Origin of the sequence: Mesorhizobium sp. M0293, from assembly GCF_040321735.1 — a bacterium.
Taxonomy (GTDB): domain Bacteria; phylum Pseudomonadota; class Alphaproteobacteria; order Rhizobiales; family Rhizobiaceae; genus Mesorhizobium.
The window spans coordinates 75,631-99,787 of sequence record NZ_JAMYSA010000010.1 but is presented as its reverse complement, the minus strand read 5'-3'; the positions used below and the strand labels follow the sequence as shown (position 1 = coordinate 99,787).

Genomic DNA, 24,157 nt, shown 5'->3' with positions numbered 1-24,157 from the left:
CCCCTCCCCGCTGCCCCCCACTCATGGCCCCCCCCACCCGGGCGGCGGCCACGAGCAGGCCGAGCGCGATGATCAGCGCGCCGAGCGAGATGCGCTGCAGGTCGATGCCGAGTTCGTACATGATGGCGAAGGTGGCGGCGAGCACCAGCGGGATGGTGATGGCGATGATGAGGCCCGAGCGCCAGCCGATCGACAGGAACGAGACGACGAGCACGATCAGCAGCGCCTCGCCGAGCGCATGCATGAACTCGGCCACCGCATCCGTGACGACGCCCGGCTGATCGGAAATCTGGTCGACCGAAACACCATAGGGCAGCGCCTCCTCGAAGCGCTTGTAGGTGGCCTCGACGTCCTTGCCGACATCGGTAACCTTGAAGCCTTTGGCCATGACGACGCCAAGCTGCACGCTGTCATGACCGTTGAAACGGTATTTGCGCTGGAACGGATCTTCCAGCCCCGAGGTCACCGTGGCGATGTCGCCCAGCCTTGTGACCTGGCCGCCGGCGCGCAGGCGCAGGTTTCGGATGTCCTCTACCTTGGCGACGTCGCCTTCGACGGAAATGCGCACCGAATTGGTGCCGGTGTCGACGGATCCGGCCGGATCGACATTGTTCTGTCCCTTGATCGCGTTCTGCAGATCGGTCAGCGTCAGGCCGCGTTCGGCGAGCGCCTTGGACGACACGTCGATATAGAGCTTTTCCGGCTGGTCGCCGATGATCACGGCCTTCTCGACGCCGGGCGTCGTCAAAAGCATGTCGCGCGCCTGGATAGCGAACTTCTTCAGCTCGGGATAACTGAAGCCGTCACCGCTGATCGAATGCAGCGTGATGAAAGTGTCACCGAACTCATCGTTGAAATAGGGCCCGAGCAGGCCTTGCGGCAGATCGCCTGATATATCGCCGACTTTCTTGCGCACCTGATAGAAGGCGTCGGTCACCTCGGCGGTGTTGGTGTCGCCCTTGATCTGGACCGTGATGATGGCGCTGCCGGCGCGGGTGAAGGAGCGCACGAAGTCGAGATGCGGCGTTTCCTGCAGCTTGCGCTCGATCTTGTTGACGACCTGGTCTTCCATCTCCTGGATCGACGAGCCCGGCCAAATTGCCTGGACGACCATGACCCGGAAGGTGAAATCGGGATCTTCCTTCTGGCCCATACGCATCAGGCCGAGCGCGCCGGAAATGATGATCAAGCCGAACAGGAACCGCGCAATAGACGGATGGCCTATTGCCCAGCGCGACAGGTTGAAGGGCCGCTTCTCTTCCGTGGAATTGGTCATGGATGCAGATCCATCTGTTCAGCAATCGAGGTTCGGAGTGGCTTCCGGGCGGTAAGGCTCTCCGAGAGGAGAAACGCTCATCGCGGTGGGACGCGAAAATCGATGTGGGGGTTACATCAATCGAGCGTCTCGGGTGGGCGCTTGCCGCCCGGAAACCAGCGGCTGCGGGAACGCGCAGCCGGTTGTCTGTTGTCAGCGCACCTGCTTGGTGTCGCCGCCGTCACCCGCAGCGGACGCGGATTGCAGCAAGGTGTCACCGGCGAGCTTCACCTTCAGGTTCTCGGTCATGAACTGCGTGCCGGCAGCGACCACGACATCGCCAGGTTTCAAACCCTCGGCGACACGCACGCCATCGGCGGCGAATTCTGCAACCTTGACCGGGCGGGCATGAACAGTGTCGGCGCCACGATCGACGGTCCAAACGATCGATTGGGTGCCTTGCTCGGCCAGTGCGCTCAGCGGGATCGAGACGAGCTGCCGCTCATTGGCGGCCGAGGCTTCGATGCTGGCGGTCATGCCGAGAAGCACGCGCGGATCCTTGGGCAGGCTGACGCGGACGGCAAAGGTGCGCGACTGCGGATCGGCGCTGCCGGCGACTTCACGGACCTTGCCGTCTAGCGCCAGCGCGTCGTCGGACCAAAAGCCCGCCTTCACGACCTTGCCCGGCTTGAATTCGGCGATTTCCATTTCCGGGACGGCGATCAGCACTTCCTTTTCGCCGTCGACGGCGACGGTGACCACCGGCGAGCCGGAGCCGACCACTTGGCCGACATCGGCACTGACAGCCGTGACGATGCCGGCCCTGTCGGCCTTGAGATCGGTATAGCCGACCTGGTTCCTGGCTTGGGCAAGCGTCGAGCGGGCGGAATCGCGGGTGGCGACCGCCTGGTCATAGCTCAGCGTTGCCTGTTCGAGCTGCGATTTCGGCGCGAATTTCTTGTCAAACAGCTGTTCGGCGCGCTTGCGGGCAAGCTCTGATGTCTCGACCTGCCGATCGGCGGCATCAAGTGCTGCCTGCGCACTCTTGACCGAAAGATCGTAGTCAATGGGATCGATCCGGGCGAGGACGTCGCCCGAGGCCACATGCTGGCCGATGTCGACGAGGCGCTCGGTGATCTTGCCGTTGACGCGGAAAGCCAATGCGCTTTCGGTGCGAGCCCGTACCGAGCCAGAATAGGAGAGCGTGCGGGTGTCATGCGCCTGGGCGATCTCGACGACCTTGACCGGACGGATGATATCCTTGACCTCGGCTTTCTCCTGCGAGCAGCCGGCAAGCCCGAGCGCCGCGGCCATCAGGCCGGCAACTGGCAGCTTGCGGAGGATGGAACTGGACAAAGACACTTTGGCACTCCCGAACTGGAGATGAATTGTCGACACAGACGCCCGGCGGGCGGCAGCTATTTCTTTAGAGCCCTGATCGCATAGTCGATCAGGTCGTCGGGCATCGCCCGGTTGGTCTTGGCGAGGCACTGCGCCACCATCTGCGGGTGGCAGAGGATGACGGTGGCGGCGCCGAAGCATCGCGACGCAGTCACCGGATCCTGTTCCCTGAACTCACCGGCCTCGATGCCGTCGCGGATCACGTCCGCAAACAGGTCGTGAATGCTGTCGACATGCTTGTCGATGACGCCCCAGTCCCGTTCGAGCGCGACGATGACAATCTCGTGGACCTTCTGCTCGTCGAGCATGACTTCCATCGTCATCTTGTATTGGGCATGTATGTAGCGCCGAAGCCGCTCCTCGGCGCTGATCGGCAGATGGGCAATCTCGTAGGCCATCTTATAGCTTGCGCCGAGCATCCGACCGCAGACCGCCTGGTGGATTTCCACCTTGGAAGCGAAGAAGCGGTAGATGTTGGCCGGCGACATGCCGAGTTCGCGGGCGATGTCGGCGACATTGGTCTTGCCGTAGCCGTAGTGCCGGAACAGGCGCTCTGCGCAGTCGAGAACGCGCGTCACATTTTCCTGTCGGGCGGCTTCGGCGACTATGGTGGCGGCTTCGGACATGATCCTCTGTCAATTTACGAGTGACGAATTTCAATTTTCATCACTCGTAAATCGAAATGGGCGGCCTGTCAATGCGGATTCGGTGTACGCGTACGATTGGTGACAGATGGTGACATTCGATAGACGTCACGAAGCTGCCCGAGGATGCGGACTGCTGAAAATATTTTCCGCGAGAGGCCGTCGGCGTTTCAGGCGACCTTTGCCATTTCCCGCAGCCGGAACTTCTGGATCTTGCCGGTCGAGGTTTTGGGGATTTCGGCGAAGATCACCGCCTTCGGCACTTTGAAACGGGCAAGCAGCGCGCGGCAGTGGTCGATGATCTCGGCTTCGGTCGCGCTCTTGCCGGGCTTCAGCTCGACATAGGCGACGGGCACCTCGCCCCATTTGTCGTCGGGCCTGGCGACAACACCGCAAGAGGCGACGGAGGGGTGTTTGTAGAGCGCATCCTCGACCTCGATCGAAGAAATGTTCTCGCCACCCGAGATGATGATGTCCTTGGAGCGGTCCTTGAGCTGGATGTAGCCATCGGCGTGCATGACACCGAGATCGCCGGAATGGAACCAGCCGCCGGCAAAGGCCTCGTCGCTCGCCTTGCGGTTCTTCAGATAGCCCTTCATGACGATGTTGCCGCGGAACATGACCTCGCCGATGGTCTGGCCGTCGGCTGGCGTCGGCTGCATCGTCTCGGGGTCCATGACGGTCAGGCCTTCGAGTGCCGCGTAGCGTACGCCCTGCCGTGCCTTCTTGGCGCTGCGCTCGCGCTTTTCGAGATCGTCCCAGGCGCCGTGCCATTCGTTGACGACCGCCGGGCCATAGGTCTCGGTCAGGCCGTAGAGATGGGTGACGGCAAAGCCGGCATCGGCCATCCCCGACAGCACAGCTTCCGGCGGGGGTGCTGCGGCCGTGTTGAAGGTGACCGTCTGCGGGAACTCCCGCTTGTCCTCGTCCTTCGCATTGATCAGCACCGACATGACCACGGGCGCGCCGCAGAGATGCGTGACGCCGAGATCGGCAATCGCATCGTAGATCGGCTTCGGCCGCACCCAGCGCAGGCAGACATGGGTGCCGGCCTGGACGGCGAGCGTCCAGGGAAAGCACCAGCCATTGCAGTGGAACATCGGCAGCGTCCACAGATAGACGGCGTGCTTGGCCATGCCGGCATGTATGGTGTTGGTGTAGGCCATCAGGGCGGCACCGCGATGATGGTAGACGACACCCTTCGGATTGCCTGTGGTGCCGGAGGTGTAGTTGAGCGAGATGGCATCCCATTCGTCGTCGGGCATCGACCAGACGAAGTCCGCGTCGCCGCCGGCGACGAAATCCTCATAGTCGAGCGCGCCAATGCGCTCGCCTTTCGGATAGGGCGCATCGGCGGCGTATTCGGGATCGTCGTAGTCGATGACCAGCGGCTTGACCTTAGCCAACTCCAGGGCCTGCTTGACGACGCTCGAAAATTCCCGATCGACGATCAGTATCCTGGTCTCCGCGTGGTCGAGCTGGAAGGCGATGACCGCAGCATCGAGGCGGGTGTTGAGCGAGTGCAGCACCGCCTTGGTCATCGGCACGCCGAAATGCGCCTCCAGCATCGGCGGCGTGTTGGACAGCATGACGGTGACCGTGTCGCCCTTGCCGACGCCGCGCTTGTCGAGCGCCGAGGCGAGCTTCAGCGAGCGCTGCCAGAAATTGCGATAGTCGATGCGCTGGCGGCCGTGGATGATGGCGATATGGTCGGGATAGGTCCTGGCTGCGCGCTCCAGATAGGTGAGCGGTGTCAGCGGCTGGTGGTTGGCCGCGTTCTTGTCGAGATCCTGTTCGTAAGGATTGCCCATCACATGCTCCCCGCGCTTTTCTCTAGGACCTTCTAATCACAGGCTCGGGCCGCGTCACCATCAACGATGCCCCGTTGGAGCGCATTTGGCGCAATGATGATCCAGATTCGCCGGGCGGATGGGCATTGCATACCCTTGCCGAGTTTGACTTTTGTCGAGAGCCATGAATAATGTCAGCCGAGGAGACGGCATGGCGATCCGACCGGCAGAACAGCTCATCCACAAGGCCGCCTGGCTCTATTATGCCCATGGCCTGCGACAGGACCAGGTGGCGAGCCAGCTTAACATTTCCCGTGCCTCGGTCGCCATGTATCTGCGCAAGGCGCGCGAGACCGGCATCGTCAACATCTCGACCTCCACCCAGCTTTTCACCGACGACGTGCTGGCGCGCAAGCTCGAGGATGCGCTGGGCCTCGACGCCGTCTGGATCGCGCCGGAAAACGCCCATATCGCCGACCCGTCGACGGAAATCGCCGTGCTGGCGGCAAGCGTCTTTCTCGAACTGGTCAAGAAGGGCGACCGCATCGGCGTCGCCTGGGGCCGCACCGTCTACATGATCGCCGACATCATGTCTTATGCCGACCTGCAGGACGTCACGGTGGTGCAGCTCTGCGGCAATCTCGGCGCACCCTATTCCTACCGGCCCGACCAGTGCACGATGGAAATCGCGCGGCGGCTCAACGCCAAGGGGCTCAACTTCTACGCACCGCTGGTGCTGTCGACGGAAGAGCTGGCACGCGCGCTGCGCGCCGAACCGGTGATCCGCGAACAACTGTCGGGCGTGAGCGAATGCGATCTGGCGCTGTACTCGGTCGGCGCGGTCGACGCCGACAGCCATCTGGTCAAATGCGGCGCGCTGACACCAAGTGAAATGGCGGAACTGCGCAGGCAGGGTGCGGCCGGCGTCATTGCCGGGCAGATCATCGACGCCGATGGCAAGCTGCTCGACTGCAGCTACAACCGCCGGGTGATCTCCGCCGAACTGTCCTCGCTGCGCCCCATCGCCAGACGGCTGATGGTGGTGCAGGAAGACAGCAAGTTCGAACCGCTGCTCGCGGCCATCGCGGGCGGACTTTGCACGCATCTTGTGGTCGGCGCGCGCATGGCACAGCGGCTCTTGGATCATGCCCGCGCGGCAACAGAAAAGGCCTCCTAGGAACCACCATCCTCGCCGCCGGCGCATTGTCATCAAAGCGTCGCGGCATTCCTGTTTCACCATCAAAGACAGCAACCGGACGAAGCGAACATGAAGAACCTTTGGAATGACGATGCAGCCGAAAAGCTCGTTGCCGACTATGCAAAGAAGGGCGTCGGCCGCGATCTGGCCTTGCGCGTCTACACGACCCGGCTGCTGGGCGGCGAACCAAGGCTGGTTCTGCATGGCGGCGGCAATACATCCTGCAAGACGACGGCCGTCGATCTCGTCGGTGACGAGTGGGACGTGCTGTGCGTCAAGGGCAGCGGCTGGGACATGGGCGTCATCGAGCCGCAGGGTCTGCCGGCGGTCAAGCTCAAGCCGCTGCTCAAGGCGCGCGCGCTGAACAGTTTGGCCGACGAGGACATGGTTGCCCTGCAACGCGTCAACCTCATCGACCCGTCATCGCCCAACCCTTCGGTCGAGACGCTGCTGCATGCCTTCCTGCCGCACAAATTCGTCGACCACACGCACTCGACCGCCATCCTCGCCATCGTCGACCAGGAAGACTCCAAGCCGCTGGTGAAGACGGTCTTCGGGAGCAAGATGGGTTACGTGCCCTACATCATGCCCGGCTTCGACCTTGCCAAGGCGGCGGCCGATATCTTCGACGCCGACCCCACGGTTGAGGGCCTGATCCTCGACAAGCATGGCATCTTCACCTTCGGCGACGATGCCAGGCAGGCCTACGACCGGATGATCCACTATGTGAACGTCGCCGAGGACTACATTGCCGTAAGCGGCAAGCCCAAGGCGGCAAAGGCGGCCTTGCCGGCAAAACTCGCGACACCGGCCTCCATCGCGCCGACGCTTCGCGGCGCCGTCGCCGTGGCGCGCGGCGAAGGCCGCTTCGACCGCATGATCAGCGACTTCCGCACTTCGCCGGACATCGCCGATTTCATCAATTCGGCCGAGATTGCCGATTATGCTGGACGCGGGGTGTCGACGCCCGATCTGTCGATCCGCATCAAGACCGGGCCGATGGCGCTGCCGGCGCCCGATGCAGACAAGGCCGGCGACTACAGGGCTGTGATCCAGAGCCACGTTGACGCTTTCGCCAAGGATTACCGCGCCTATTTCGAGACCAATGACGCGCTCGACGACGTCAAGCGCACCATGCTCGACCAGATGCCACGGCTGACGCTGGTGCCGGGCCTCGGCATGTTTGGCCATGGCCGCACGCTGAAGGATGCGAAGATCGCGTCGGATGTCGGCGAGATGTGGATCGAGGCGGTGCGCGGCGCCGAAGCCGTCGGCCGGTTCCATCCGCTCTCCAAGGCCGATCTGTTCCCGCTCGAATACTGGTCGCTCGAGCAGGCCAAGCTCGCCTCCAACAAGCCGAAGCCGCTGACCGGCCAGGTGGTGCTGATCACCGGCGGTGCCGGCGCAATCGGTGCAGCGACGGCAAAACTGTTCGCCGACAATGGCGCCCATGCCGTCGTCGTCGATCTCGACGCCGAAAAGGCCGCCGAGGCGGCGAAGAAAGCCGGCAACAATTCGATCGGTGTCGCCGCCGACATTACCGATCCGGCACAGGTGCGTGCCGCCTTCGACAGAGCGATCGCCGTGTTCGGCGGTGTCGACATCCTGGTGTCCAATGCCGGTGCTGCCTGGGAAGGCCGGATCGGCGAACTCGACGATGCGCTTTTGCGCAGGAGTTTCGAGCTCAACTTCTTCGCCCACCAGTCGGTGGCGCAGAACGCCGTGCGCATCATGCTCGAACAGGGCACAGGCGGCGTGTTGTTGTTCAACACCTCCAAACAAGCAGTCAATCCGGGCCCGAAGTTCGGCGCCTATGGAGTGCCGAAGGCGGCGACCCTGTTCCTGTCCAGGCAATACGCGCTCGACTATGGCGCGCACGGCATCCGCTCCAACGCCGTCAATGCCGACCGCATCCGCTCGGGGCTTTTGACCGACGCCATGATCGCCAGCCGTTCGGGCGCGCGCGGCGTGTCGGAGAAGGACTACATGTCCGGCAATCTGCTCGGCCAGGAAGTGACGGCGCAGGACGTGGCGCAGGCGTTCCTGCACCACGCGCTGGCCGACCGGACCACCGCCGACGTGACGACGGTGGATGGCGGCAACATCGCGGCGGCACTGCGGTAGACGAAAGTCTCAACAGGCTTGCGTAGTTGGTAGTCTGTAGCTACATTGTGGCTCAACTAGAGGAGTCATAGCATGGCAACAGATACCGTAGTTCGCGCTCGGATCGATACGGCGACAAAAGATCAGGCAACAGAAGCCTTGGCGGCAATGGGCCTGTCGGTTTCTGACGCCATCCGCCTGCTTTTGGTTCGCGTCGCTGCCGACAAGGAATTTCCCTTTCCGGTGAAGGTGCCTAACGCAACCACTCGAAAGGCCATGGCCGAATTGGAACAGGGCAAGGGCAAGCGTTTCGCTTCGGCCGATGAGCTGTTCAAGGATTTGGGCATCTGATGTGCTGACGCCTGTTCGCTCCGGGCAATTCCGTCGCGACGTGAAACGTATGGAGAAGCGTGGCAAAGACCTTGGCAAATTGCGCGAACTGCTCGGCCGGCTGATCGCCGGAAACGAGCTACCGGCGAGTTATAAGGATCACCCCATGAAAGGCGACTGGAAAGGCTATCGTGACGCGCACATAGAACCGGACTGGCTCTTGATCTATCGGGTGGCCAGCGACGAATTACAGCTTGCTCGCACCGGCTCTCACTCCGATCTGTTCAACGAGTAGCCCGAAACCGGTCTGCTACAGCAGTTCCTGGATGCCTTCCCAAGCCTTTCTGCCAAGCCTTGAATCAGCCTCGTCATTGCCGCCATGCGCATGCAGTGCCGAGCGTGGAGTGTTTTCGCCTGGCAGGAGAATGCGGTGACCCGCCTCCGGCGATGAAACGAGACGGGTGACCTTACCAGCTCCACCGCGCCGCCGAACAATGTCCGTCGCGAACCATAGGGAGGGCCACAGCGCGTCGTCGCCACCTGCGACAAGCAGAATCTCGGCCGATGCGGTCTCGACGGGGATGGTCGCCGCCTTTGCTTCCCGTTCGAAGGCTTTCAAGCAATGCTCGAAGTGTCCCCGGTAGGACACAAGGCCATCCACATACTCTCGGCCCCAATTCGGGTCCGTCGGCACGAACGGCAGGGGAATACCGTCGAGCGACCATGAAGATCGCTCAGGCCAGCTGACACCATCCCGGCCCGCACCGATATTTCCCCAAACCACCGATGACGGGCTGATTGCGACCACGACGTTGATTCTCGGGTCATGGACCGCCGCGAGCAATGATGCCTCGGCACCCTTGGATGTGCCGACGTAGACGACGCGGCGGCATCCTGTTTCAATGAGATAATCGGTTGCCGCAAAGAAGGTTTCGAGGGGAATTTCGCATATTCCTGGAGCCTGGCCGTCACCGCCAAACCATTGCAAAGCCAGGGCCGACGAGCCCTCGTTTGCAAAGAGACGTGCGCGCCCGACATCGACGCGGCCGCTCGATCCACCCAGCACCACGACGCCGGTGGTAGCGTGCGGGCATCGAAGCAATGTTCCAGCGACGGCGCCGGACAGGTCTTCCTCGATTACCGCCTGTGCTTCCATATACGCACCGAACCTTGGGCCGGCACCTACGAGCCAGCTCTACAAATATTCGGCAAGAAGGCCGCCTGCAACAAGCTGCTGCAAGCGGCCTTCGATAGCGACGCCTACTTGACGTTCGGGTTCGGCATCCAGGCTGGCATCGCGACATCGGCATGGGCGAACTGCGGCAGCTTGGCCGACAGGTCTTCCATGTTCTTGATGTCCTTGTCGATGAGGTCCTTCTGGGTGATCAGCGTCGGCGGCACGACGACGTTGTGGCCGGGGTCTTCACCGGCCAGCAGCTGTGCCAGCGCACGCACCGAGACCTGGCCGACGACGGCCGGATTGGTGGCGGCGGTCGCCGCCCAGGCACTGTCGGGCTCGCGCATCGCTGATATATCCGAGGTCGAAATGTCGGCCGAATAGATCTTGATGCCCTTGTTGAGGCCGGCTTCGTCGACAGCGATCTTCACGCCCTTGGCGAATTCGTCATAGGGCGCGAACATCACCTCGATATCGGGATGGGCCGACAGCACCGACCGCGCCTGATTGGCGACGGAGTTGGCGATCGGGTTGTCGAGCGTGCCGAACATCGCGACTTCCTTGACGCCCGCATATTTCTTCTTCACGTCGACCCAGGTCTCGTTGCGGCGGTCGAGCGGCGCGATGCCGGCGACATAGACATAGCCGGCATTCCAGCTCTCGCCATTGTCCTTGACCGCCTGCTCGAGCGCGAGGCGCGCCAAGTCACGGTCGGATTGCTCGACCTGCGGGATCTTGGGGTTTTCGACATTGACGTCGAAGGCCACCACCTTGATGCCGGCGTCGACCGCGCGCTGGGCTGCGTCCTTCATCGATTCCGTCAGGCCGTGCTGGATGATGATGCCCTGCACGCCGAGCGCGATGGCCTGGTCGACCATATCGGACTGAAGCGCGGCGTCCTGGCGGCTGTCGAGCACGCGCAGGTCGATGCCGAGAGCCTTCGACTGCGCCTCGACGCCCGAGAGATAGGCCTGGAAGAAGTCGCCGGTCGAGAGATAACGCACCAGCGCGATCTTGACCCCAGGCTTATCGAAAGGCGCCGGCTTGTCCGCGGCAAAAGCCGGGACCTGCATCAGCATGGTTGCGCCGGCCAATCCGAGCGCCATCTTCCCCAGAAGTCTTCTTGTAATGCTCATTTTGTTTTCCTCCACTCTTGTTGAACCCAAAATCCTGTTCCGGTCGAAAGCTACCTCCTGCCCCTGCCCGAAAGGGCAAAGGTGAAGACAAGGGCGACGACCAGAACCACGCCCTTGACGAAATCCTGCGTGTAGTAAGGCGCGTTCATCATCGTCAGGCCTTGCAGCAAGATGCCGACGAACAGCGCGCCGATGGCGGTGCCGAAGGCGTTCGGCTTTGCGGCGCCGAGCACCGCGTAGCCGATCAGCGCCGCGGCAACAGCATCGAGCAGCAGATTATTACCCGAGGCGATGTCGCCGCGCCCGAGCCGGGCAGCGAGCAAAATGCCGCCGATCGAGGCAAAAACTCCTGAAATGACGTAGGCCCAGATCTTGTATGCCTTGACAGGCGCGCCGGCGAGTTCGGCGGCGCGCTCGTTGCTGCCGACCGCATACATCATGCGGCCGAAGCGGGTGTATTCGAGGAAGAACCAGATCAGCACGGCGAGCACGAGCAGCACCACGACCGACACCGGAATGAGGTTGGGGATGAAGAAATCGAAGCGGTGGCGGCCGAGCGCCAGGAAGGCGTCAGAGAATTTGCCGTTGGCGACCGAACCGTCCGGCATGGTCATGCCGGTGGCAATCGAACGGCCTTCGGTCGGAATGCGCTGCAGGCCGATGAGCAGGAACATCATGCCGAGCGTCGCCAGCAGATCGGGCACGCGCATGTAGACGATCAGCCAGCCGTTGATCAGGCCGACAATGGCGCCGATCAGGAGGCAGACGACGACCGCGATGAAAGCGTTCTGCTCCAGCACCACCATGACATAGGCGGCCGCCATCATGGCCGATGTGGCGACCGAGCCGATCGACAGGTCGAAGCCGCCGACGACGAGCGTCGCGGTGACGCCGAGCGCCAGCACGCCGGTGATGGCGACCGACTGGAAGATGAAGACGGCACTTTGCGGCGAGACGAAACCGTCGGCGGCGATCGCGAAATAGGCGACGAGCCCGAACAGGAGCACGATAAACCCATAGCGGATGGCATGGTCGCGCAACGTCATTCAGCGCTCCCGCGCGCCGCTGCCGTCTTTACCCAACTCGAACCCATGGTCTCTCCGTTCCAATTCCTATTCATCGCTGCCTTCATGCGGCACTGTGCAGCGGACCGCCGGCGACCTCGGCCAGCAGACGATCGAGATCCACATCGGCATTGCGGTGCTCGCCGACGAGGGTCTGCTCAGACATCACCAGGATGCGGTCGGCGGTTTCCAGCGCCTCGTCGAGCTCTGTGACGAACAACAGCGTGGCGCGGCCGTTTGCACTCGCTCTCAGCTTGGCGGCAATGTCGCGCCGGGCGGAAATGTCGACGCCCTGAAACGGCTCGTCCAGAATGAACAGTCTTGCATCCTGAGCCATCCAGCGGGCGACCATCACCTTCTGCTGGTTGCCGCCGGACAGCTCCGACATCTCGTCCTTCTCGGAGCGGCAGACGATGCCCAGTTCCTGAATCTGCCGGCGGGCGGTGGCGCGTTCGAGACGGCGCTTGAGAACAGCGAAACGTGACATGCGCTTGTGAAACGGCAGGCTGATATTTTCCTGGATGTTGAAGCCGCCGACGATGCCGTTTTCGCCGCGGTCCTTGGCGACGAGGAACACGCCGGCGGCGATCGCCTCACCCGTTGATCGCGGCGCATAAGGCTTGCCGTTCATCGTCATGGTGCCGGACAATGGCTGGCGCACGCCAAACAACGTCTCGGCGAGCGCCGTTTTGCCAACACCGACGAGCCCGGTGATCGCAACGACCTCGCCGTCGCCGAGCGTCAGCGAGATCGGCTTGGCGCCCGGCGCGATGCGCAGGCCTTCGATCGTCAGGATTGCCTTGGCCGAATTCCTGACAACGATCTGGTCGAGATGGATCTTGCGGCCGAGCATGGCGTTGACCGCGCCTTCATAGTCGAGCGGCTTCATGTCGAAGATGCCCGAGATGATCCCGTCGCGCATGGAGACGATCCGGTCGGCCAACCGCCTGATATCCGACATGCGATGCGAGATGTAGAGGATCGCCACGCCTTGCTCGCGCAGCCTGTCGATCAGCGTAAACAGCCGATCAGCCTCGGTGCTGGAGAGCGATGAGGTCGGCTCATCGAGGATCAGCACTTTCGGCTGGTGCGCCAGTGCGCGGGCAATCGCCACCATCTGGCGATCGGCCAGCGAAAGATCGCTGACGCGGGCTTTCAAATCGATGGCCAGCCCCATGCGGTCGGCGACCGCCTTGGCCTCCCGGCGCACTCGGACCGGATTGAACAGGGTCGGCGCACCGCCGCCGCTCAGCCTGTCCAGGGTCAGATTGGTGGCGACGTCGAGATCGGCGACGACACCGTCATTGATGTTCTGGTGAACGGTGACGACACCGGCGCGGATCGCCTCAGCCGGGGTTTTCGGCGCAAAATCCTGGTTGGCGAGCGCCATCGTGCCGCCACCGCGTTCGTAGACGCCGGAGATGATCTTGACGAGGGTGGATTTGCCGGCGCCGTTGGCGCCCATCAGCACGGTCGCTTCGCCCGCATGCAATTCAAGCGAGACGCCGCCAAGCACCTCGTTGTGGCCAAAGGATTTCCTCAGTCCCTCTACGCGGAACACGGCATTGCCGACCATGCGTTCCTCCCTGACATGACGCTATGGGCTGTACCGGCAATTGTCAACACGATTGACAATTGCCAGATCGCTTCCTAGCTTGGCCCAGCCGCCATGCCTCAATTATGTTGGGAGCGCATATGCGGGAGGATGACGATGACTGAAAATTTACCGTTCGAAGCCCTGTCGGTCGAGACCCTGGCTGCCCGCCTTGCCACAAACGACGCGCTGTGCGCGAAGATCGGCAATGACACCGCACGCTGGAAGGTCCGCGAGGTCGGTGACGGCAATCTCAACCTCGTCTTCATCGTCGAGGGCGCCAGCGGTGCGGCGGTGGTCAAGCAGGCCCTGCCCTATGTCCGTCTGGTCGGCGACAGCTGGCCGCTGCCTTTAAAACGCTCCTTCTTCGAATATCATGCGCTGACAAGGCAAGAGGCGCGCGCGCCGGGTTCGGTGCCGGCGATCCATTATTTCGATGAACGCCAGGCGCTGATCATCATGGAGTATTTGGCGCCGCCGCACATCATCCTGCGCCGCGCGCTGATCGAAGGCCGGCAATTGCCGAACATTGCCCGGGATATCGGCCTGTTCATGGCCCGCACGCTGTTTCGTGGCTCCGACCTGCATATGGCGGCCAAGGACCGCAAGGCCGACCTGGCGCTGTTCGCCGACAATGTCGAGCTTTGCGACATCACCGAGAGCCTGGTGTTCTCCGACCCCTATTTCGACGCCAAGATGAACCGGCACACCAGCCCGCAACTGGACGGCATCGTCGCCGAATTGCGCGCCGACCGCGACCTCAAGGTCGAGGCGCAGCGGCTGAAGCACATCTTTGCCGCCAATGCCGAAACGCTGCTGCATGGCGATTTGCATTCCGGCTCGATCATGGTCACCGACACCGAAACCCGGATGATCGATCCGGAGTTCGCCTTCTACGGCCCGATGGCCTTCGATGTCGGCATGCTGCTCGCCAATTTCTGGATGTCGTTCTTCTCGCAGCGCGGGCATGAGCAGGAAGGAAAGCGCGATGCCATGCGCGCCTATCTGCTCGGCGTGACGGTCGAGACCTGGTCAGTGTTCCGCGCCGAATTCTCGCATCTGTGGCGCACCGAACGCACCGGCATGCTCTATCAGAAGAGCCTGTTCGAGGCTCAGGGCGACAGGCTTGGCGCCGAGCAGGCGCTCGACCATGTGCTGCACCAGATCTGGACCGATCTGCTCGGCTTTGCCGGCATCGAGGTTCACCGGCGCATCCTCGGCCTTGCCCACAATGCCGATTTCGAGACCATTGCCGACGAGGATCTGCGCGCCAGTTGTGAAGCAAAGGCGCTGAAATTCGGTCGTCACATCGCCGTCAACCGGCGCCATATCCACAGCATCGACGAGGTCAACCAACTGGCCGCGCTGATCGAACAGGAGAGCAGCATTTGAACGTCGGCGACCGCCACTATCGCACCATCTGGCTGAGCGACGACGGGCGTTCGGTGGAGATCATCGACCAGCGCTGGCTGCCGCATGATTTCCGCATCGAGACGATCGGCACGGTTGCCGGCATCGCCACCGCGATCCGCGACATGTGGGTGCGCGGCGCGCCGCTGATCGGCGTCACCGCTGCCTATGGCGTCGCCATGCAGATGGCCGACGATGCGTCCGATGTAGCGCTCGACGCCGTCTGGGAGACGTTGCACGAGACGCGCCCGACCGCGATCAATCTGCGCTGGGCGCTGGATGAAATGCGGCGCTTTCTGCGCCCGCTGCCGGCAGAACAACGCGCCGAAGCCGCCTATCGGCGGGCCCGTGAGATCGCCGACGAGGATGTCGGGCTCAACCGCGCCATCGGCGAGAACGGCCTCGCCATCATCAAGGCGATCGCGGCGCGCAAGCAGAAGGGCGAGCCGGTCAACATCCTGACGCACTGCAATGCCGGCTGGCTGGCCACCGTCGACTACGGCACCGCCACCGCGCCGATCTATCTGGCGACAGAGGCCGGCATTCCGGTCCACGTCTATGTCGACGAGACGCGGCCGCGCAACCAGGGCGCCCAGTTGACCGCCTGGGAGATGGCGGGGCACGGTGTGCCGCATACGCTGATCGTCGACAATGCCGGCGGCCATCTGATGCAGCGCGGCGAGATCGACATGGTCATCGTCGGCACCGACCGCACGACTGCCAATGGGGATGTCTGCAACAAGATCGGCACCTACCTCAAGGCGCTCGCCGCCGCCGACAATGATGTGCCGTTCTATGTCGCACTGCCGTCGCCGACCATCGACTGGATGGTGCATGACGGGCTGACCGAAATCCCGATCGAGCAGCGCTCGGCCGATGAGGTCTCGCTGGTCTGGGGCAAGACCGCTGCCGGCGAGATTGCCCAGGTGCGCATTTCGCCGGAGACGACGCCCGCGGCAAACCCGGCTTTCGACGTGACGCCGGCGCGGCTGGTGACCGGCCTGATCACCGAACGCGGCGTCGCCAAGGCATCGCGCGAAGGCTTGAAGGCCATGTTTCCCGAGCGCGGGTAGGAGCCGGTCGTCGAACCCTCAATACAGCGGCTTGGCCATGTGCCGCGGCGTTGGCCACTCGGTGGTGGTGCCGGGCTGCACCGGCCGCTCGAGATAGGTCGACAGCACCACATAGCTGCGTGTCGAGGTGACGCCAGGCGTTTCGTAAAGGCGCGACAGCAATCCCTCGAGCGCCCTGGTGTCCTCGGTGCGGACCTTGAGCAGCATGCAGCTGTCACCGGCGACCGAATGGATCTCCTCAACTTCCGGATACTCCGAGACCGCCATCAGTTCCGGAGTCTTTCCCCAGCCTTTGGTATCAATATGCACGAAAGCCAGCAGCGGCTTTTTTACCGCCCGGGGATCGATGATCGCTGCGGTGTTGCGGATGGCGCCGCTGCGCCGAAGGCGTTTGACCCGCTCGTGCGCGGCAGGAGGCGACAAGCCCACGCGATCGCCCAGTTCGGCGTAGCTGATCGTGGCGTCGTCGACCAGGACGCCTAATATTCTTCGGTCTATCGCGTCGAGGTCGCGGGCCGCAGCCTTGTTCTGCGGAATACCATCTGTTTCTTCATCCATGACGACTTTCCCGATTGCAGCTGAATAAAATACGGCGATTATGACGATATGGCGAACGCAGATCAAGTTGCACCATTGGCGCCAAGCGCCCGAGCCCCTATCCCGGCGCTGGCTTACCTGCTGACCGGATGCATTGCGGTCATCGGCTCGAATTCGCTTGTGTTGGGTCCGATTGCACCTGCCGTGGCCTCGTCGTTCGGCACCAGTGTGCCGGCCGTGATGATTGCGGCGGCCGCGTTCGGCCTTGGCACCTCCGCAAGCGCGCTGTTCCTGGCCCGCTATATCGACCGGCTCGGCGCGCGCCGGATGCTGCAGGGCGCACTGTTGCTGCTGGCGATCGCGCTGGTCGCAAGTGCGATAGCGCCCACGGTGGTTATGCTGGTCGCGGCACAGTTGCTGGCGGGCATCGCTGCAGGCATAGCCATGCCGGCGATCTATGCCAGTGCGGCCGCCATCGCGCCGCCCGGCCGTGAAAGCGGCACGATCGGCGTCGTGCTGACCGGATGGACGCTCAGCATGGTGGCCGGTGTTTCGCTTTCGGCGGTGCTTGCCGATCTCGTACATTGGCGCGCCGTTTTCGCGGCGGTCGCGCTGCTGGCAATGCTGGCATTGGCCTGGCTCACACTGTCGTCGCTGAGCGACGTCAGGAAGAGCGGCCCGGCGCCGACGCCGCTGGACGCGCTCGGCATTCCCGGCATCGTGCCGCTGCTCATTGCCTGCGCCGCCTTCATGACCGCCTTCTACGGTGTCTATGGCTATCTCGGCGACCACCTTCACGTTGGACTTGGACAGCCGGTCAGCGCCAACGGCCTGGCGGCACTCGCCTATGGCATCGGCTTCGGCACGGCTGCTCTCCTCGATGGCGTCATCGACCGGCTTGGTGCGCGCCGAGTCATGCCATTCGCCTATCTTCTGGTCGCCGTCGTCTACGTCGCCATGGCCGCGACGAGCGGCAGTTTCGGGCTGACCTTGACCATGGTGGCGGTCTGGGGACTGGCCAATCATTTCGGGCTGAATGTCCTGGTGATGCGCCTGTCGGCACTTGATCCGTCGCGGCGCGGTACGATCATGGGCCTGAACAGCGCGGTGACCTATCTCGCCGTCTTTGTCGGCACAACCAGCTTCGGACCGCTTTACTCCAGCTTCGGCTTTGCCACTTGCGCAATGGTCGCGGCATTGCTGATGCTGGTTGCCGCTTCGGCGGCGGCTTGGCGCACGAGGTAGTCGACAGAACGTGACTGGCCTAACCTTCTCACGGTTGACAGCGGCACTCCTGCCCTTCCATAAAAAGCCGTTAAAGTTCTCAGGGCGGGGTGAAAGTCCCCACCGGCGGTAAGGGTCTCGGCCCAAGCCCGCGAGCGCTTTCCGGTAAAATCGGAAAGGTCAGCAGATCCGGTATGATTCCGGAGCCGACGGTTAGAGTCCGGATGGAAGAGAACGAAACGGAAAACGGACCGCTCACGCGAGCCGGAATTCGTATCGTGCGTCCTGATTCTGGTTCGAAACGGAAGGATGGACCCATGAATCAGCATTCCCATAAAGACTATGAAACTGTTCGCATCGCCGTCATTCGCGCGCGCTGGCATGCGGATATCGTCGACCAATGCGTGCAAGCCTTCGAGGCGGAGCTTTCCGCGCTTGGGGAGAAACGCTTCGCCGTCGATGTCTTCGATGTGCCGGGCGCCTATGAAATTCCGTTGCACGCCAAGACCCTGGCCCAAACCGGCCGCTATGCCGCGATCCTCGGCACCGCCTTTGTCGTCAATGGCGGCATCTACCGGCATGAGTTCGTCGCCAGCGCGGTGATCGACGGCATGATGAACGTGCAGTTGTCGACCGGCGTGCCGGTGCTGTCGGCGGTGCTCACCCCGCACAACTACCACGACAGCGCCGAGCACCACCGCTTCTTCTTCGAGCACTTCGCCGTCAAGGGCAAGGAAGCGGCCAACGCCTGCGTGCAACTCCTGGCGGCGCGGGAATTGATCGCGGCGTAAGGTCGCCAGATGTAGCACTAGATCGGAAGAGATCGATCACGAGCGGGGCGCATCATAATCGGGCGGATATTCATCTCCAGTGGCTTCGCCCCCCTCGCCAAGCCCGCTCTCCTCAAAGCGGTGAGGCCTTTTATTGGGGATTAATGGCCGCGCACGATGCGCTTCGCTACCCTGCCAACGACGCGGCCGAACAGAAAGAAAGCCATGATCGGAACGATATCTGTAGGGAGCAGAACGAGGCATATGAGTGCGGGGACATCTAAGCCGCCACCGATACCATGTTGTAGAAAACGGTCAGAATCTCGAAATACCAGAGCCACGAGAAGAACGAAAAATGCAGAAATCCAGCCCAGGATCGACGCGATGAGGCTCGCACGCGTGTCCCTTATAGGGAGGATTAGCCACGTCATAAATCCAACCGCCGCAACAAGGCAATAGAACGCAAGAAGGGCCTGCGGACCACCATAATCAAGTAGGGTCTTGTACATACTCGCAGACCTGTCCCGTCTAATAAACTCAAACATAGTGCCGCCGATCATAGGCATGATCTGCGGGGTAGGTAAATGCTGGAAGCCACGTGGGAGAAACCGAGACGCTCTATCCGACGATGTTGATGCGATCGTTTATCACAAGCCTAGCATTCCTGAGTGAGGGCATCGGCCTAACCGGGTGAAATTGCGCAGAGGTGCCACTTGATTTTGTGCGCCAAAACAGCCGGATTTCAGCCCTGCAACAAGAATTGCGATCGAGAAGACCTCTGAAGGTTGCGGTTGGGCTGAAATCCGGCCAGAAGCATCAAGGGCCGGCCGGCGAATGGCTGGCCCGCGACGTTGCGCTTGAAACCAGATACGGGAGACTATTGGGTGGCTCGCATAACACTGAGACAATTGCTCGACCACGCCGCCGAATACGGCTACGGCGTACCCGCCTTCAACATGAACAATATGGAACAGGGCCTCGCCATCATGGAGGCCGCCGAGGAGACCAAATCACCGGTCATCCTGCAGGCAAGCCGCGGGGCGCGGGCCTATGCCAATGACGTGGTGCTGGCCAAGCTGATCGATGCGCTGGTCGAAATCCATCCCGACATTCCGGTCTGCATGCATCTCGACCATGGCAACAACGAAGCCACCTGTGTCACCGCGATCCAGTACGGCTTCACCTCGGTCATGATGGACGGATCGCTGAAGGAAGACGGCAAGACGCCTGCCGACTACGCCTACAATTCCGGCATCACCAAACGCGTCGTCGACATGGCGCATTGGGGCGGCGTGTCCGTGGAAGGCGAGATCGGCGTGCTCGGTTCGCTGGAGAGCGGCGGCGGCGAGCAGGAAGACGGTCACGGCGTCGAAGGCGCGATCAGCCACGACCAGTTGCTGACCGATCCGGAACAGGCGGTGGAGTTCGCCAGGGATACCCATGTCGATGCGCTGGCGGTTGCCATGGGCACCAGCCATGGCGCCTACAAATTCTCGCGCAAGCCTGACGGCGCGGTGCTGGCCATGAACGTCATCGAGGAAATCCACCGCCGCCTGCCCAACATGCATCTGGTCATGCACGGTTCGTCCTCGGTGCCGGAGGACCTGCAGGAGATCATCAACAAATATGGCGGCCAGATGAAGCCAACCTGGGGCGTGCCGGTCGAGGAGATCCAGCGCGGCATCAAGCATGGCGTGCGCAAGATCAACATCGACACCGACAACCGCATGGCGCTGACCGGCGCGATCCGCAAGGTGCTGACCGAGAACCCGAGCGAGTTCGACCCGCGCAAATATCTGACACCGGCAATGGCGGCCATGCGCAAGCTCTGCAAGGAGCGCTTCGAACAGTTCGGCACCGCCGGCAACGCGCAGAAGATCAAGCCGCTGCCGGTCGCGGAGATGGCCAAGCGGTATAAGTCAGGCAGTCTCGACCCGAAGTTTGGCTGAGCTCCAGCGATCTCTCCCAGAGCTGCCATGAGCATCCTGGCAGCTCTTGACCAGCTGTTTCACTCCGGCGCTTCGGCTTCGGCACGAACAAGCTTGATGTCGGCGCCGGCCGCCCATGTGCCGATATCCTCGCGTCGCAATGCCGCCGCCATCATGTCTGGAAACAGATCCGGCGTGCAGGCAAAGACCGGAATGCCGAGCGCGGCTACCGAGCCCGCCATCTTCGGATCATAACCAGGCCTGCCCTGGTCTGTCAGCGCCAGAAGCACCACGAGGTTGACGCCGGAGCGAACGAGTGCTGCAAGCCGCTGCAGCAATTCCTGAGCGTTGCCGCCTTCATAAAGATCGGTGATCAGCACCATATGCGACTTGGTCGGCCGTTCGATGCGGTCCGCGCAATAGGCGACGGCCTGGTTGATATCGGTGCCGCCGCCAAGCTGCACGCCGAACAGGACTTCGACAGGATCGCTAAGCTCCTCGGTCAGGTCGACGATGGCGGTGTCGAAACAGACAAGCTTGGTGCGCACCACCGGCAGCGAGGCCATCACCGCGGCGAATATCGAAGCATAGATCACCGAGCTTGCCATCGAACCCGACTGGTCGACGCACAGCACGACCTCATCCAGGTCGACCAGCCTTCGCTGTTTGCGCATGAAGCCGACCAGCTTCTCCGGCACGATGGTTTTGTGCTCGGGCTGGTAATGGCGAAGGTTGGCCGAGATCGTACGCGGCCAGTCGATATCGCGCTGGCGTGGGCGGTTGGTGCGTTGTGACCGGTCGACCGCGCCGCGTATCGCCTCGGTCGTCTTCTGCTCCAGCCGCTGCATCAACTTGGCGACGATATCGGCGATGATCGTACGTGCAATGTCCTTGGTCTTGGCCGGCATGACCGAGCGCAGCGAAATCAGGTCGGCGACGAGATTGACGTCCGCCTCGATCGCCTTGAGGAACTCCGGCTCCATCAGCATCTGCTTCAGGTTGAGCCGCTCGAAGGCATCCTTCTGGACGATCTGCACGACCTGCGCGGGAAAGAACGACCTGATGTCGCCCATCCATTGCGCCACCCGGGGCGCCGAGCGACCGAGCCCGCCGCGCCGCTTGCGCGGATCGGCAGCGGCGTCGCCTGCACCATCGCCATAGAGTGCATCGAGTGCCGCCGAGAGCCGCTTGTCATTGTCGGAAAGCGCTGACGAGGCCTCGTCACCGGCGCCGATCGCCAGACGCCAGCGGCGCTCGCGTCCGTCGCCGGCCGGCTCGGTTTCGCTGGTCTTGGCTTCGTCATCCATTGCCGGTCTCGCTCATCAGTAGGGGGCCAAGCCGTTCTAGGTGGCGGCGCCAGGCTTCACCGCCATCCGGCGTCGGCGTCAGCCCCGCCGGCAAGCGCCTGGCGCGGCCGAGGACCGCTTCGATCAACCGCCGCCGCTCCATCGAGTCCAGATGCGAAAAGACCCGGCGCAGCAGCGGCAGATGCGCGATGAAGGCCTCTTCATCGAGGGAATTGAGCCAGGTGTCGACCGCGCCGCGCAGGCTCTCGTCATAGATCAAGCGCTGACCGGCGGTGCTGAAGAAGCCCTCGAAGAACCCTGCCGCCTCTGTGACCGGCGTACCCGGCGACAGGCGCCGTGCGATCAGGGCCGCCGCGGCTTCAGCGGACAAGTGGCCAGCCTCGTAAAGCAGATGCGCGGCACAGCCTGCCACCAGCGCTGTCGATCGCGATCCATCGAGCACCGCAGCCAGTCCATGGCGCCAGGCGTCCAGCACGTCCTGTCCAGGCGCGACCAACCTGATCGCCTCGTCGGCCTTGCGCATGGCGCCGACCAGCGTCGTGGAGGCCTGGGCGTCGAGGTCGCGGGCGGCGTAGGGGAGCGCGATGCCGCCTTCGATGATCAGCCGCTCCAGCAGGCCCGACAGGCGGGCCGTTTGCGTCTTGCGCGCCTCGCCATAGCGGATGATGTCGGCGAGCGGCGGCACCGATGCCAGGATTTCCAGGCATTCGCTGCTGCGCGCCGCCCGTTCCTCCAATGTCGCGAGACCGGCGGTCGACGCTTCCGACAGGTCTGCCGTGATGGCGCCCTGAACCAATCCCGCCAGCGTGTCGAGAGATGTCGCCGCGCGGATCATCTGGATCAGCCGGCCATTGGCGGCCTTTTCGATGGTCGGCCCGTAGACGAGGTTCTCAACCAGGCGAACGGCATATTCCGGCTCCCAGGCGAGCGCCCAGCGCTCGCGAAACGTTCCGCGGCTGCGACCGCTGTCGGTCAGTTTGCCCCACTGCACGCCAAGCACGTTCAGACGGTGCAGCAAGGTCGACCTGAACAGCCCGCTTTCGCTGCGCAGATCAACCGACAGTTCGCGCTCCAGCGCCTCGGGCTTCAGCCGCGCTGCTTTCTGGTTGCGTTGCAGATCCTCGATCAACGGCGCCAGCGGGGTGTCGGGCGGAATTTCACCGACATCTAGCGCCCACAACAGCGCTTCGCCGTTGAACAGGGCGGCGATCGCGGCATCGCGCAATTCCTCGAAGCCGGGCTTTGGCCGCTCGCGGATCACAGCCAGCGTGCGGGCCAGCCGTTCGGCCTCGATCAGCGAGGCGGTCGAGATCAGGTGCCCCTTCGCTCTCAGGACTATGGCGATGCGCGCGAGCCACAAGACCGAGGCGTCGCCTTGCCCACGCGTCTGCCACAGATGCTTGCACCAGCCGGGGGCGACGACGCCGGCGCCATAGCCGAAGCCCAGCGCCAGACGCGGCCCTGTCCATGGCGCCCAGGTCATCATGCTTTTGCGCCGGGCGAGCCCCTTAAGCAGCGCCTGGTCCTCTTTCTGCGGTCGCGTCGCCTGTAGTGCCGGCACGTGGAAAGCACCGCAGACGACAGCGATCGGCCCCTCGAATTCCTTGCGCGCGGCAGCGATTTCAAGTCGCATATGCGCTTCGCGCTTTGCCTCGAATTCGGCAAGCGGACCTTCACCTTCGCGCAAGGTCGTCATCGCGTCGGCTATTGCCGCGAAGATGGGACCGGGCTCAGGGTTCTGCTCGATGATATCGGCCCACCAGCTCTCGCCATCCTCATAGCCGGCGGCTTGTGCCAGCGTGCCGATCGGGTCCCGCAAATGCGGCGCCAAGTCAGCCTCGACGTTGGCTTCAGTTCCATCGGTATCGGCCTCCTCGACGATCTCAACCGGCGCAGCCCGCGCTGATGACGGCAGGTCGATGAACCGCACCGTCGCGTTGTTGGCGACGGCCCACAGGGTCGCCTGGTATTCCGGCGAAAACTCGGCGAACGGCCAGAAACTCGTCGAGGCCGGATCGTCCTCCGGATAGCAGAGCAGCGCTACCGGCGGTTGCATTTGCGGGCTGGCGAGCAACGGCAACAGCGCCGAAGCGTCAGCCGGCCCTTCGATCAGTACGGCGACCGGTTTCAAGTCCCGCAACGCCTGCACCAGGCTCTCGGCGGAGCCCGGCCCGTGATGGCGTATGCCGAAATAGGAAACGTCGCCTGATGCCATG

At 62.9% G+C, this 24,157-nt stretch carries 21 protein-coding genes and 1 riboswitch; of the genes, 9 read left to right on the top strand and 12 right to left on the bottom strand.

The features are described 5' to 3' along the window. From NKJ06_RS06745 to NKJ06_RS06730, 4 genes are all read right to left on the bottom strand, one after another. Positions 1–1,276: efflux RND transporter permease subunit (locus NKJ06_RS06745; RefSeq protein WP_352809431.1), on the bottom strand; the 1,276-nt coding region annotated here is incomplete at its 3' end. Positions 1,277–1,468: 192 nt separating this feature from the next. Further along, positions 1,469–2,617: an efflux RND transporter periplasmic adaptor subunit gene (locus NKJ06_RS06740; RefSeq protein ID WP_352631513.1), complete on the bottom strand. Its 1,149-nt coding sequence runs from the start codon at positions 2,615–2,617 to the stop codon at positions 1,469–1,471. A 56-nt stretch (positions 2,618–2,673) separates the two neighbouring features. Beyond that, positions 2,674–3,282: a TetR/AcrR family transcriptional regulator gene (locus NKJ06_RS06735; RefSeq protein WP_352631511.1), complete on the bottom strand. Its 609-nt coding sequence runs from the start codon at positions 3,280–3,282 to the stop codon at positions 2,674–2,676. A gap of 188 nt (positions 3,283–3,470) precedes the next feature. After that, the gene (locus NKJ06_RS06730) at positions 3,471–5,111 is read right to left on the bottom strand and encodes an acyl-CoA synthetase (RefSeq protein WP_352631510.1); all 1,641 of its coding nucleotides are present in this window, start codon (positions 5,109–5,111) and stop codon (positions 3,471–3,473) included. 190 nt (positions 5,112–5,301) lie between these two features. On the opposite strand from NKJ06_RS06730, the gene NKJ06_RS06725 reads away from it, so the two are divergent. From NKJ06_RS06725 to NKJ06_RS06710, 4 genes are all read left to right on the top strand, one after another. Then, complete coding sequence (locus tag NKJ06_RS06725; RefSeq protein ID WP_352631508.1) at positions 5,302–6,267, top strand: sugar-binding transcriptional regulator; 966 nt, start codon at positions 5,302–5,304, stop codon at positions 6,265–6,267. Positions 6,268–6,357: 90 nt separating this feature from the next. Next, positions 6,358–8,412, top strand: a complete 2,055-nt coding sequence (locus tag NKJ06_RS06720; protein WP_352631507.1) for a bifunctional aldolase/short-chain dehydrogenase — start codon at positions 6,358–6,360, stop codon at positions 8,410–8,412. A gap of 72 nt (positions 8,413–8,484) precedes the next feature. Next, the gene (locus tag NKJ06_RS06715) at positions 8,485–8,742 is read left to right on the top strand and encodes a type II toxin-antitoxin system RelB/DinJ family antitoxin (RefSeq protein WP_023758994.1); all 258 of its coding nucleotides are present in this window, start codon (positions 8,485–8,487) and stop codon (positions 8,740–8,742) included. A gap of 1 nt (position 8,743) precedes the next feature. Beyond that, the gene (locus tag NKJ06_RS06710) at positions 8,744–9,016 is read left to right on the top strand and encodes a type II toxin-antitoxin system RelE/ParE family toxin (RefSeq protein WP_352631505.1); all 273 of its coding nucleotides are present in this window, start codon (positions 8,744–8,746) and stop codon (positions 9,014–9,016) included. A gap of 15 nt (positions 9,017–9,031) precedes the next feature. On the opposite strand, the gene NKJ06_RS06705 is transcribed toward NKJ06_RS06710, so the two are convergent. The 4 genes from NKJ06_RS06705 to NKJ06_RS06690 form a co-directional block, all read right to left on the bottom strand. Further along, complete coding sequence (locus NKJ06_RS06705; RefSeq protein WP_352631503.1) at positions 9,032–9,877, bottom strand: acyl-CoA thioester hydrolase/BAAT C-terminal domain-containing protein; 846 nt, start codon at positions 9,875–9,877, stop codon at positions 9,032–9,034. 104 nt (positions 9,878–9,981) lie between these two features. Beyond that, positions 9,982–11,034 carry a substrate-binding domain-containing protein gene (locus tag NKJ06_RS06700; protein WP_352809426.1) on the bottom strand — a complete coding sequence of 351 codons (1,053 nt, stop codon included), beginning with the start codon at positions 11,032–11,034 and terminating at the stop codon, positions 9,982–9,984. A 50-nt stretch (positions 11,035–11,084) separates the two neighbouring features. Next, positions 11,085–12,080, bottom strand: coding sequence for an ABC transporter permease (locus NKJ06_RS06695; protein WP_352809424.1), 996 nt, complete (start codon positions 12,078–12,080; stop codon positions 11,085–11,087). A gap of 82 nt (positions 12,081–12,162) precedes the next feature. Next, complete coding sequence (locus NKJ06_RS06690) at positions 12,163–13,674, bottom strand: sugar ABC transporter ATP-binding protein (RefSeq protein WP_352631497.1); 1,512 nt, start codon at positions 13,672–13,674, stop codon at positions 12,163–12,165. 135 nt (positions 13,675–13,809) lie between these two features. On the opposite strand from NKJ06_RS06690, the gene mtnK reads away from it, so the two are divergent. After that, the gene (mtnK, locus tag NKJ06_RS06685) at positions 13,810–15,084 is read left to right on the top strand and encodes an S-methyl-5-thioribose kinase (protein ID WP_352631495.1); all 1,275 of its coding nucleotides are present in this window, start codon (positions 13,810–13,812) and stop codon (positions 15,082–15,084) included. Next, positions 15,081–16,175, top strand: coding sequence for an S-methyl-5-thioribose-1-phosphate isomerase (gene mtnA / locus NKJ06_RS06680; protein WP_352631493.1), 1,095 nt, complete (start codon positions 15,081–15,083; stop codon positions 16,173–16,175). Before mtnK ends, mtnA begins: the two co-directional genes overlap by 4 nt. Before the next feature lie 18 nt (positions 16,176–16,193). On the opposite strand, the gene NKJ06_RS06675 is transcribed toward mtnA, so the two are convergent. Continuing rightward, positions 16,194–16,733, bottom strand: coding sequence for an Lrp/AsnC family transcriptional regulator (locus tag NKJ06_RS06675; RefSeq protein WP_352809421.1), 540 nt, complete (start codon positions 16,731–16,733; stop codon positions 16,194–16,196). Between the two features lie 48 nt (positions 16,734–16,781). Here NKJ06_RS06675 and NKJ06_RS06670 point away from each other — a divergent pair, with 48 nt between their 5' ends. Continuing rightward, complete coding sequence (locus NKJ06_RS06670; protein WP_352631491.1) at positions 16,782–17,957, top strand: MFS transporter; 1,176 nt, start codon at positions 16,782–16,784, stop codon at positions 17,955–17,957. 71 nt (positions 17,958–18,028) lie between these two features. Continuing rightward, a riboswitch (FMN riboswitch) is annotated at positions 18,029–18,176 on the top strand. Positions 18,177–18,253: 77 nt separating this feature from the next. Beyond that, positions 18,254–18,727, top strand: a complete 474-nt coding sequence (locus tag NKJ06_RS06665) for a 6,7-dimethyl-8-ribityllumazine synthase (RefSeq protein ID WP_352631532.1) — start codon at positions 18,254–18,256, stop codon at positions 18,725–18,727. Between the two features lie 140 nt (positions 18,728–18,867). Here NKJ06_RS06665 and NKJ06_RS06660 read toward each other — a convergent pair whose 3' ends face one another. Then, on the bottom strand, positions 18,868–19,215 hold the full coding sequence (locus NKJ06_RS06660; protein ID WP_352631489.1) for a hypothetical protein: 348 nt from the start codon (positions 19,213–19,215) through the stop codon (positions 18,868–18,870). A 375-nt stretch (positions 19,216–19,590) separates the two neighbouring features. Here NKJ06_RS06660 and fba point away from each other — a divergent pair, with 375 nt between their 5' ends. Further along, positions 19,591–20,655, top strand: a complete 1,065-nt coding sequence (gene fba / locus NKJ06_RS06655) for a class II fructose-bisphosphate aldolase (protein WP_352631487.1) — start codon at positions 19,591–19,593, stop codon at positions 20,653–20,655. A gap of 59 nt (positions 20,656–20,714) precedes the next feature. On the opposite strand, the gene NKJ06_RS06650 is transcribed toward fba, so the two are convergent. Together NKJ06_RS06650 and NKJ06_RS06645 are read right to left on the bottom strand one after the other, a co-directional pair. Continuing rightward, on the bottom strand, positions 20,715–21,941 hold the full coding sequence (locus tag NKJ06_RS06650; RefSeq protein ID WP_352631485.1) for a VWA domain-containing protein: 1,227 nt from the start codon (positions 21,939–21,941) through the stop codon (positions 20,715–20,717). Next, positions 21,934–24,156 (bottom strand): DUF5682 family protein, encoded by a 2,223-nt coding sequence (locus NKJ06_RS06645; protein WP_352809418.1) that lies wholly within the window; start codon positions 24,154–24,156, stop codon positions 21,934–21,936. Before NKJ06_RS06645 ends, NKJ06_RS06650 begins: the two co-directional genes overlap by 8 nt. Position 24,157: the final 1 nt, after the last annotated feature.

Coding starts and splice junctions, on each gene's coding strand:
- NKJ06_RS06645 (WP_352809418.1), bottom strand. CDS start 24,156: ATGGCATCAGGCGACGTTTCCTATTTCGGCATACGCCATCACGGGCCG.
- NKJ06_RS06700 (WP_352809426.1), bottom strand. CDS start 11,034: ATGAGCATTACAAGAAGACTTCTGGGGAAGATGGCGCTCGGATTGGCC.
- NKJ06_RS06690 (WP_352631497.1), bottom strand. CDS start 13,674: ATGGTCGGCAATGCCGTGTTCCGCGTAGAGGGACTGAGGAAATCCTTT.
- mtnK (WP_352631495.1), top strand. CDS start 13,810: ATGACTGAAAATTTACCGTTCGAAGCCCTGTCGGTCGAGACCCTGGCT.
- NKJ06_RS06675 (WP_352809421.1), bottom strand. CDS start 16,733: ATGGATGAAGAAACAGATGGTATTCCGCAGAACAAGGCTGCGGCCCGC.
- NKJ06_RS06720 (WP_352631507.1), top strand. CDS start 6,358: ATGAAGAACCTTTGGAATGACGATGCAGCCGAAAAGCTCGTTGCCGAC.
- NKJ06_RS06695 (WP_352809424.1), bottom strand. CDS start 12,080: ATGACGTTGCGCGACCATGCCATCCGCTATGGGTTTATCGTGCTCCTG.
- NKJ06_RS06715 (WP_023758994.1), top strand. CDS start 8,485: ATGGCAACAGATACCGTAGTTCGCGCTCGGATCGATACGGCGACAAAA.
- NKJ06_RS06735 (WP_352631511.1), bottom strand. CDS start 3,282: ATGTCCGAAGCCGCCACCATAGTCGCCGAAGCCGCCCGACAGGAAAAT.
- NKJ06_RS06665 (WP_352631532.1), top strand. CDS start 18,254: ATGAATCAGCATTCCCATAAAGACTATGAAACTGTTCGCATCGCCGTC.
- NKJ06_RS06730 (WP_352631510.1), bottom strand. CDS start 5,111: ATGGGCAATCCTTACGAACAGGATCTCGACAAGAACGCGGCCAACCAC.
- NKJ06_RS06660 (WP_352631489.1), bottom strand. CDS start 19,215: ATGTACAAGACCCTACTTGATTATGGTGGTCCGCAGGCCCTTCTTGCG.
- NKJ06_RS06670 (WP_352631491.1), top strand. CDS start 16,782: ATGGCGAACGCAGATCAAGTTGCACCATTGGCGCCAAGCGCCCGAGCC.
- NKJ06_RS06650 (WP_352631485.1), bottom strand. CDS start 21,941: ATGGATGACGAAGCCAAGACCAGCGAAACCGAGCCGGCCGGCGACGGA.
- NKJ06_RS06705 (WP_352631503.1), bottom strand. CDS start 9,877: ATGGAAGCACAGGCGGTAATCGAGGAAGACCTGTCCGGCGCCGTCGCT.
- NKJ06_RS06725 (WP_352631508.1), top strand. CDS start 5,302: ATGGCGATCCGACCGGCAGAACAGCTCATCCACAAGGCCGCCTGGCTC.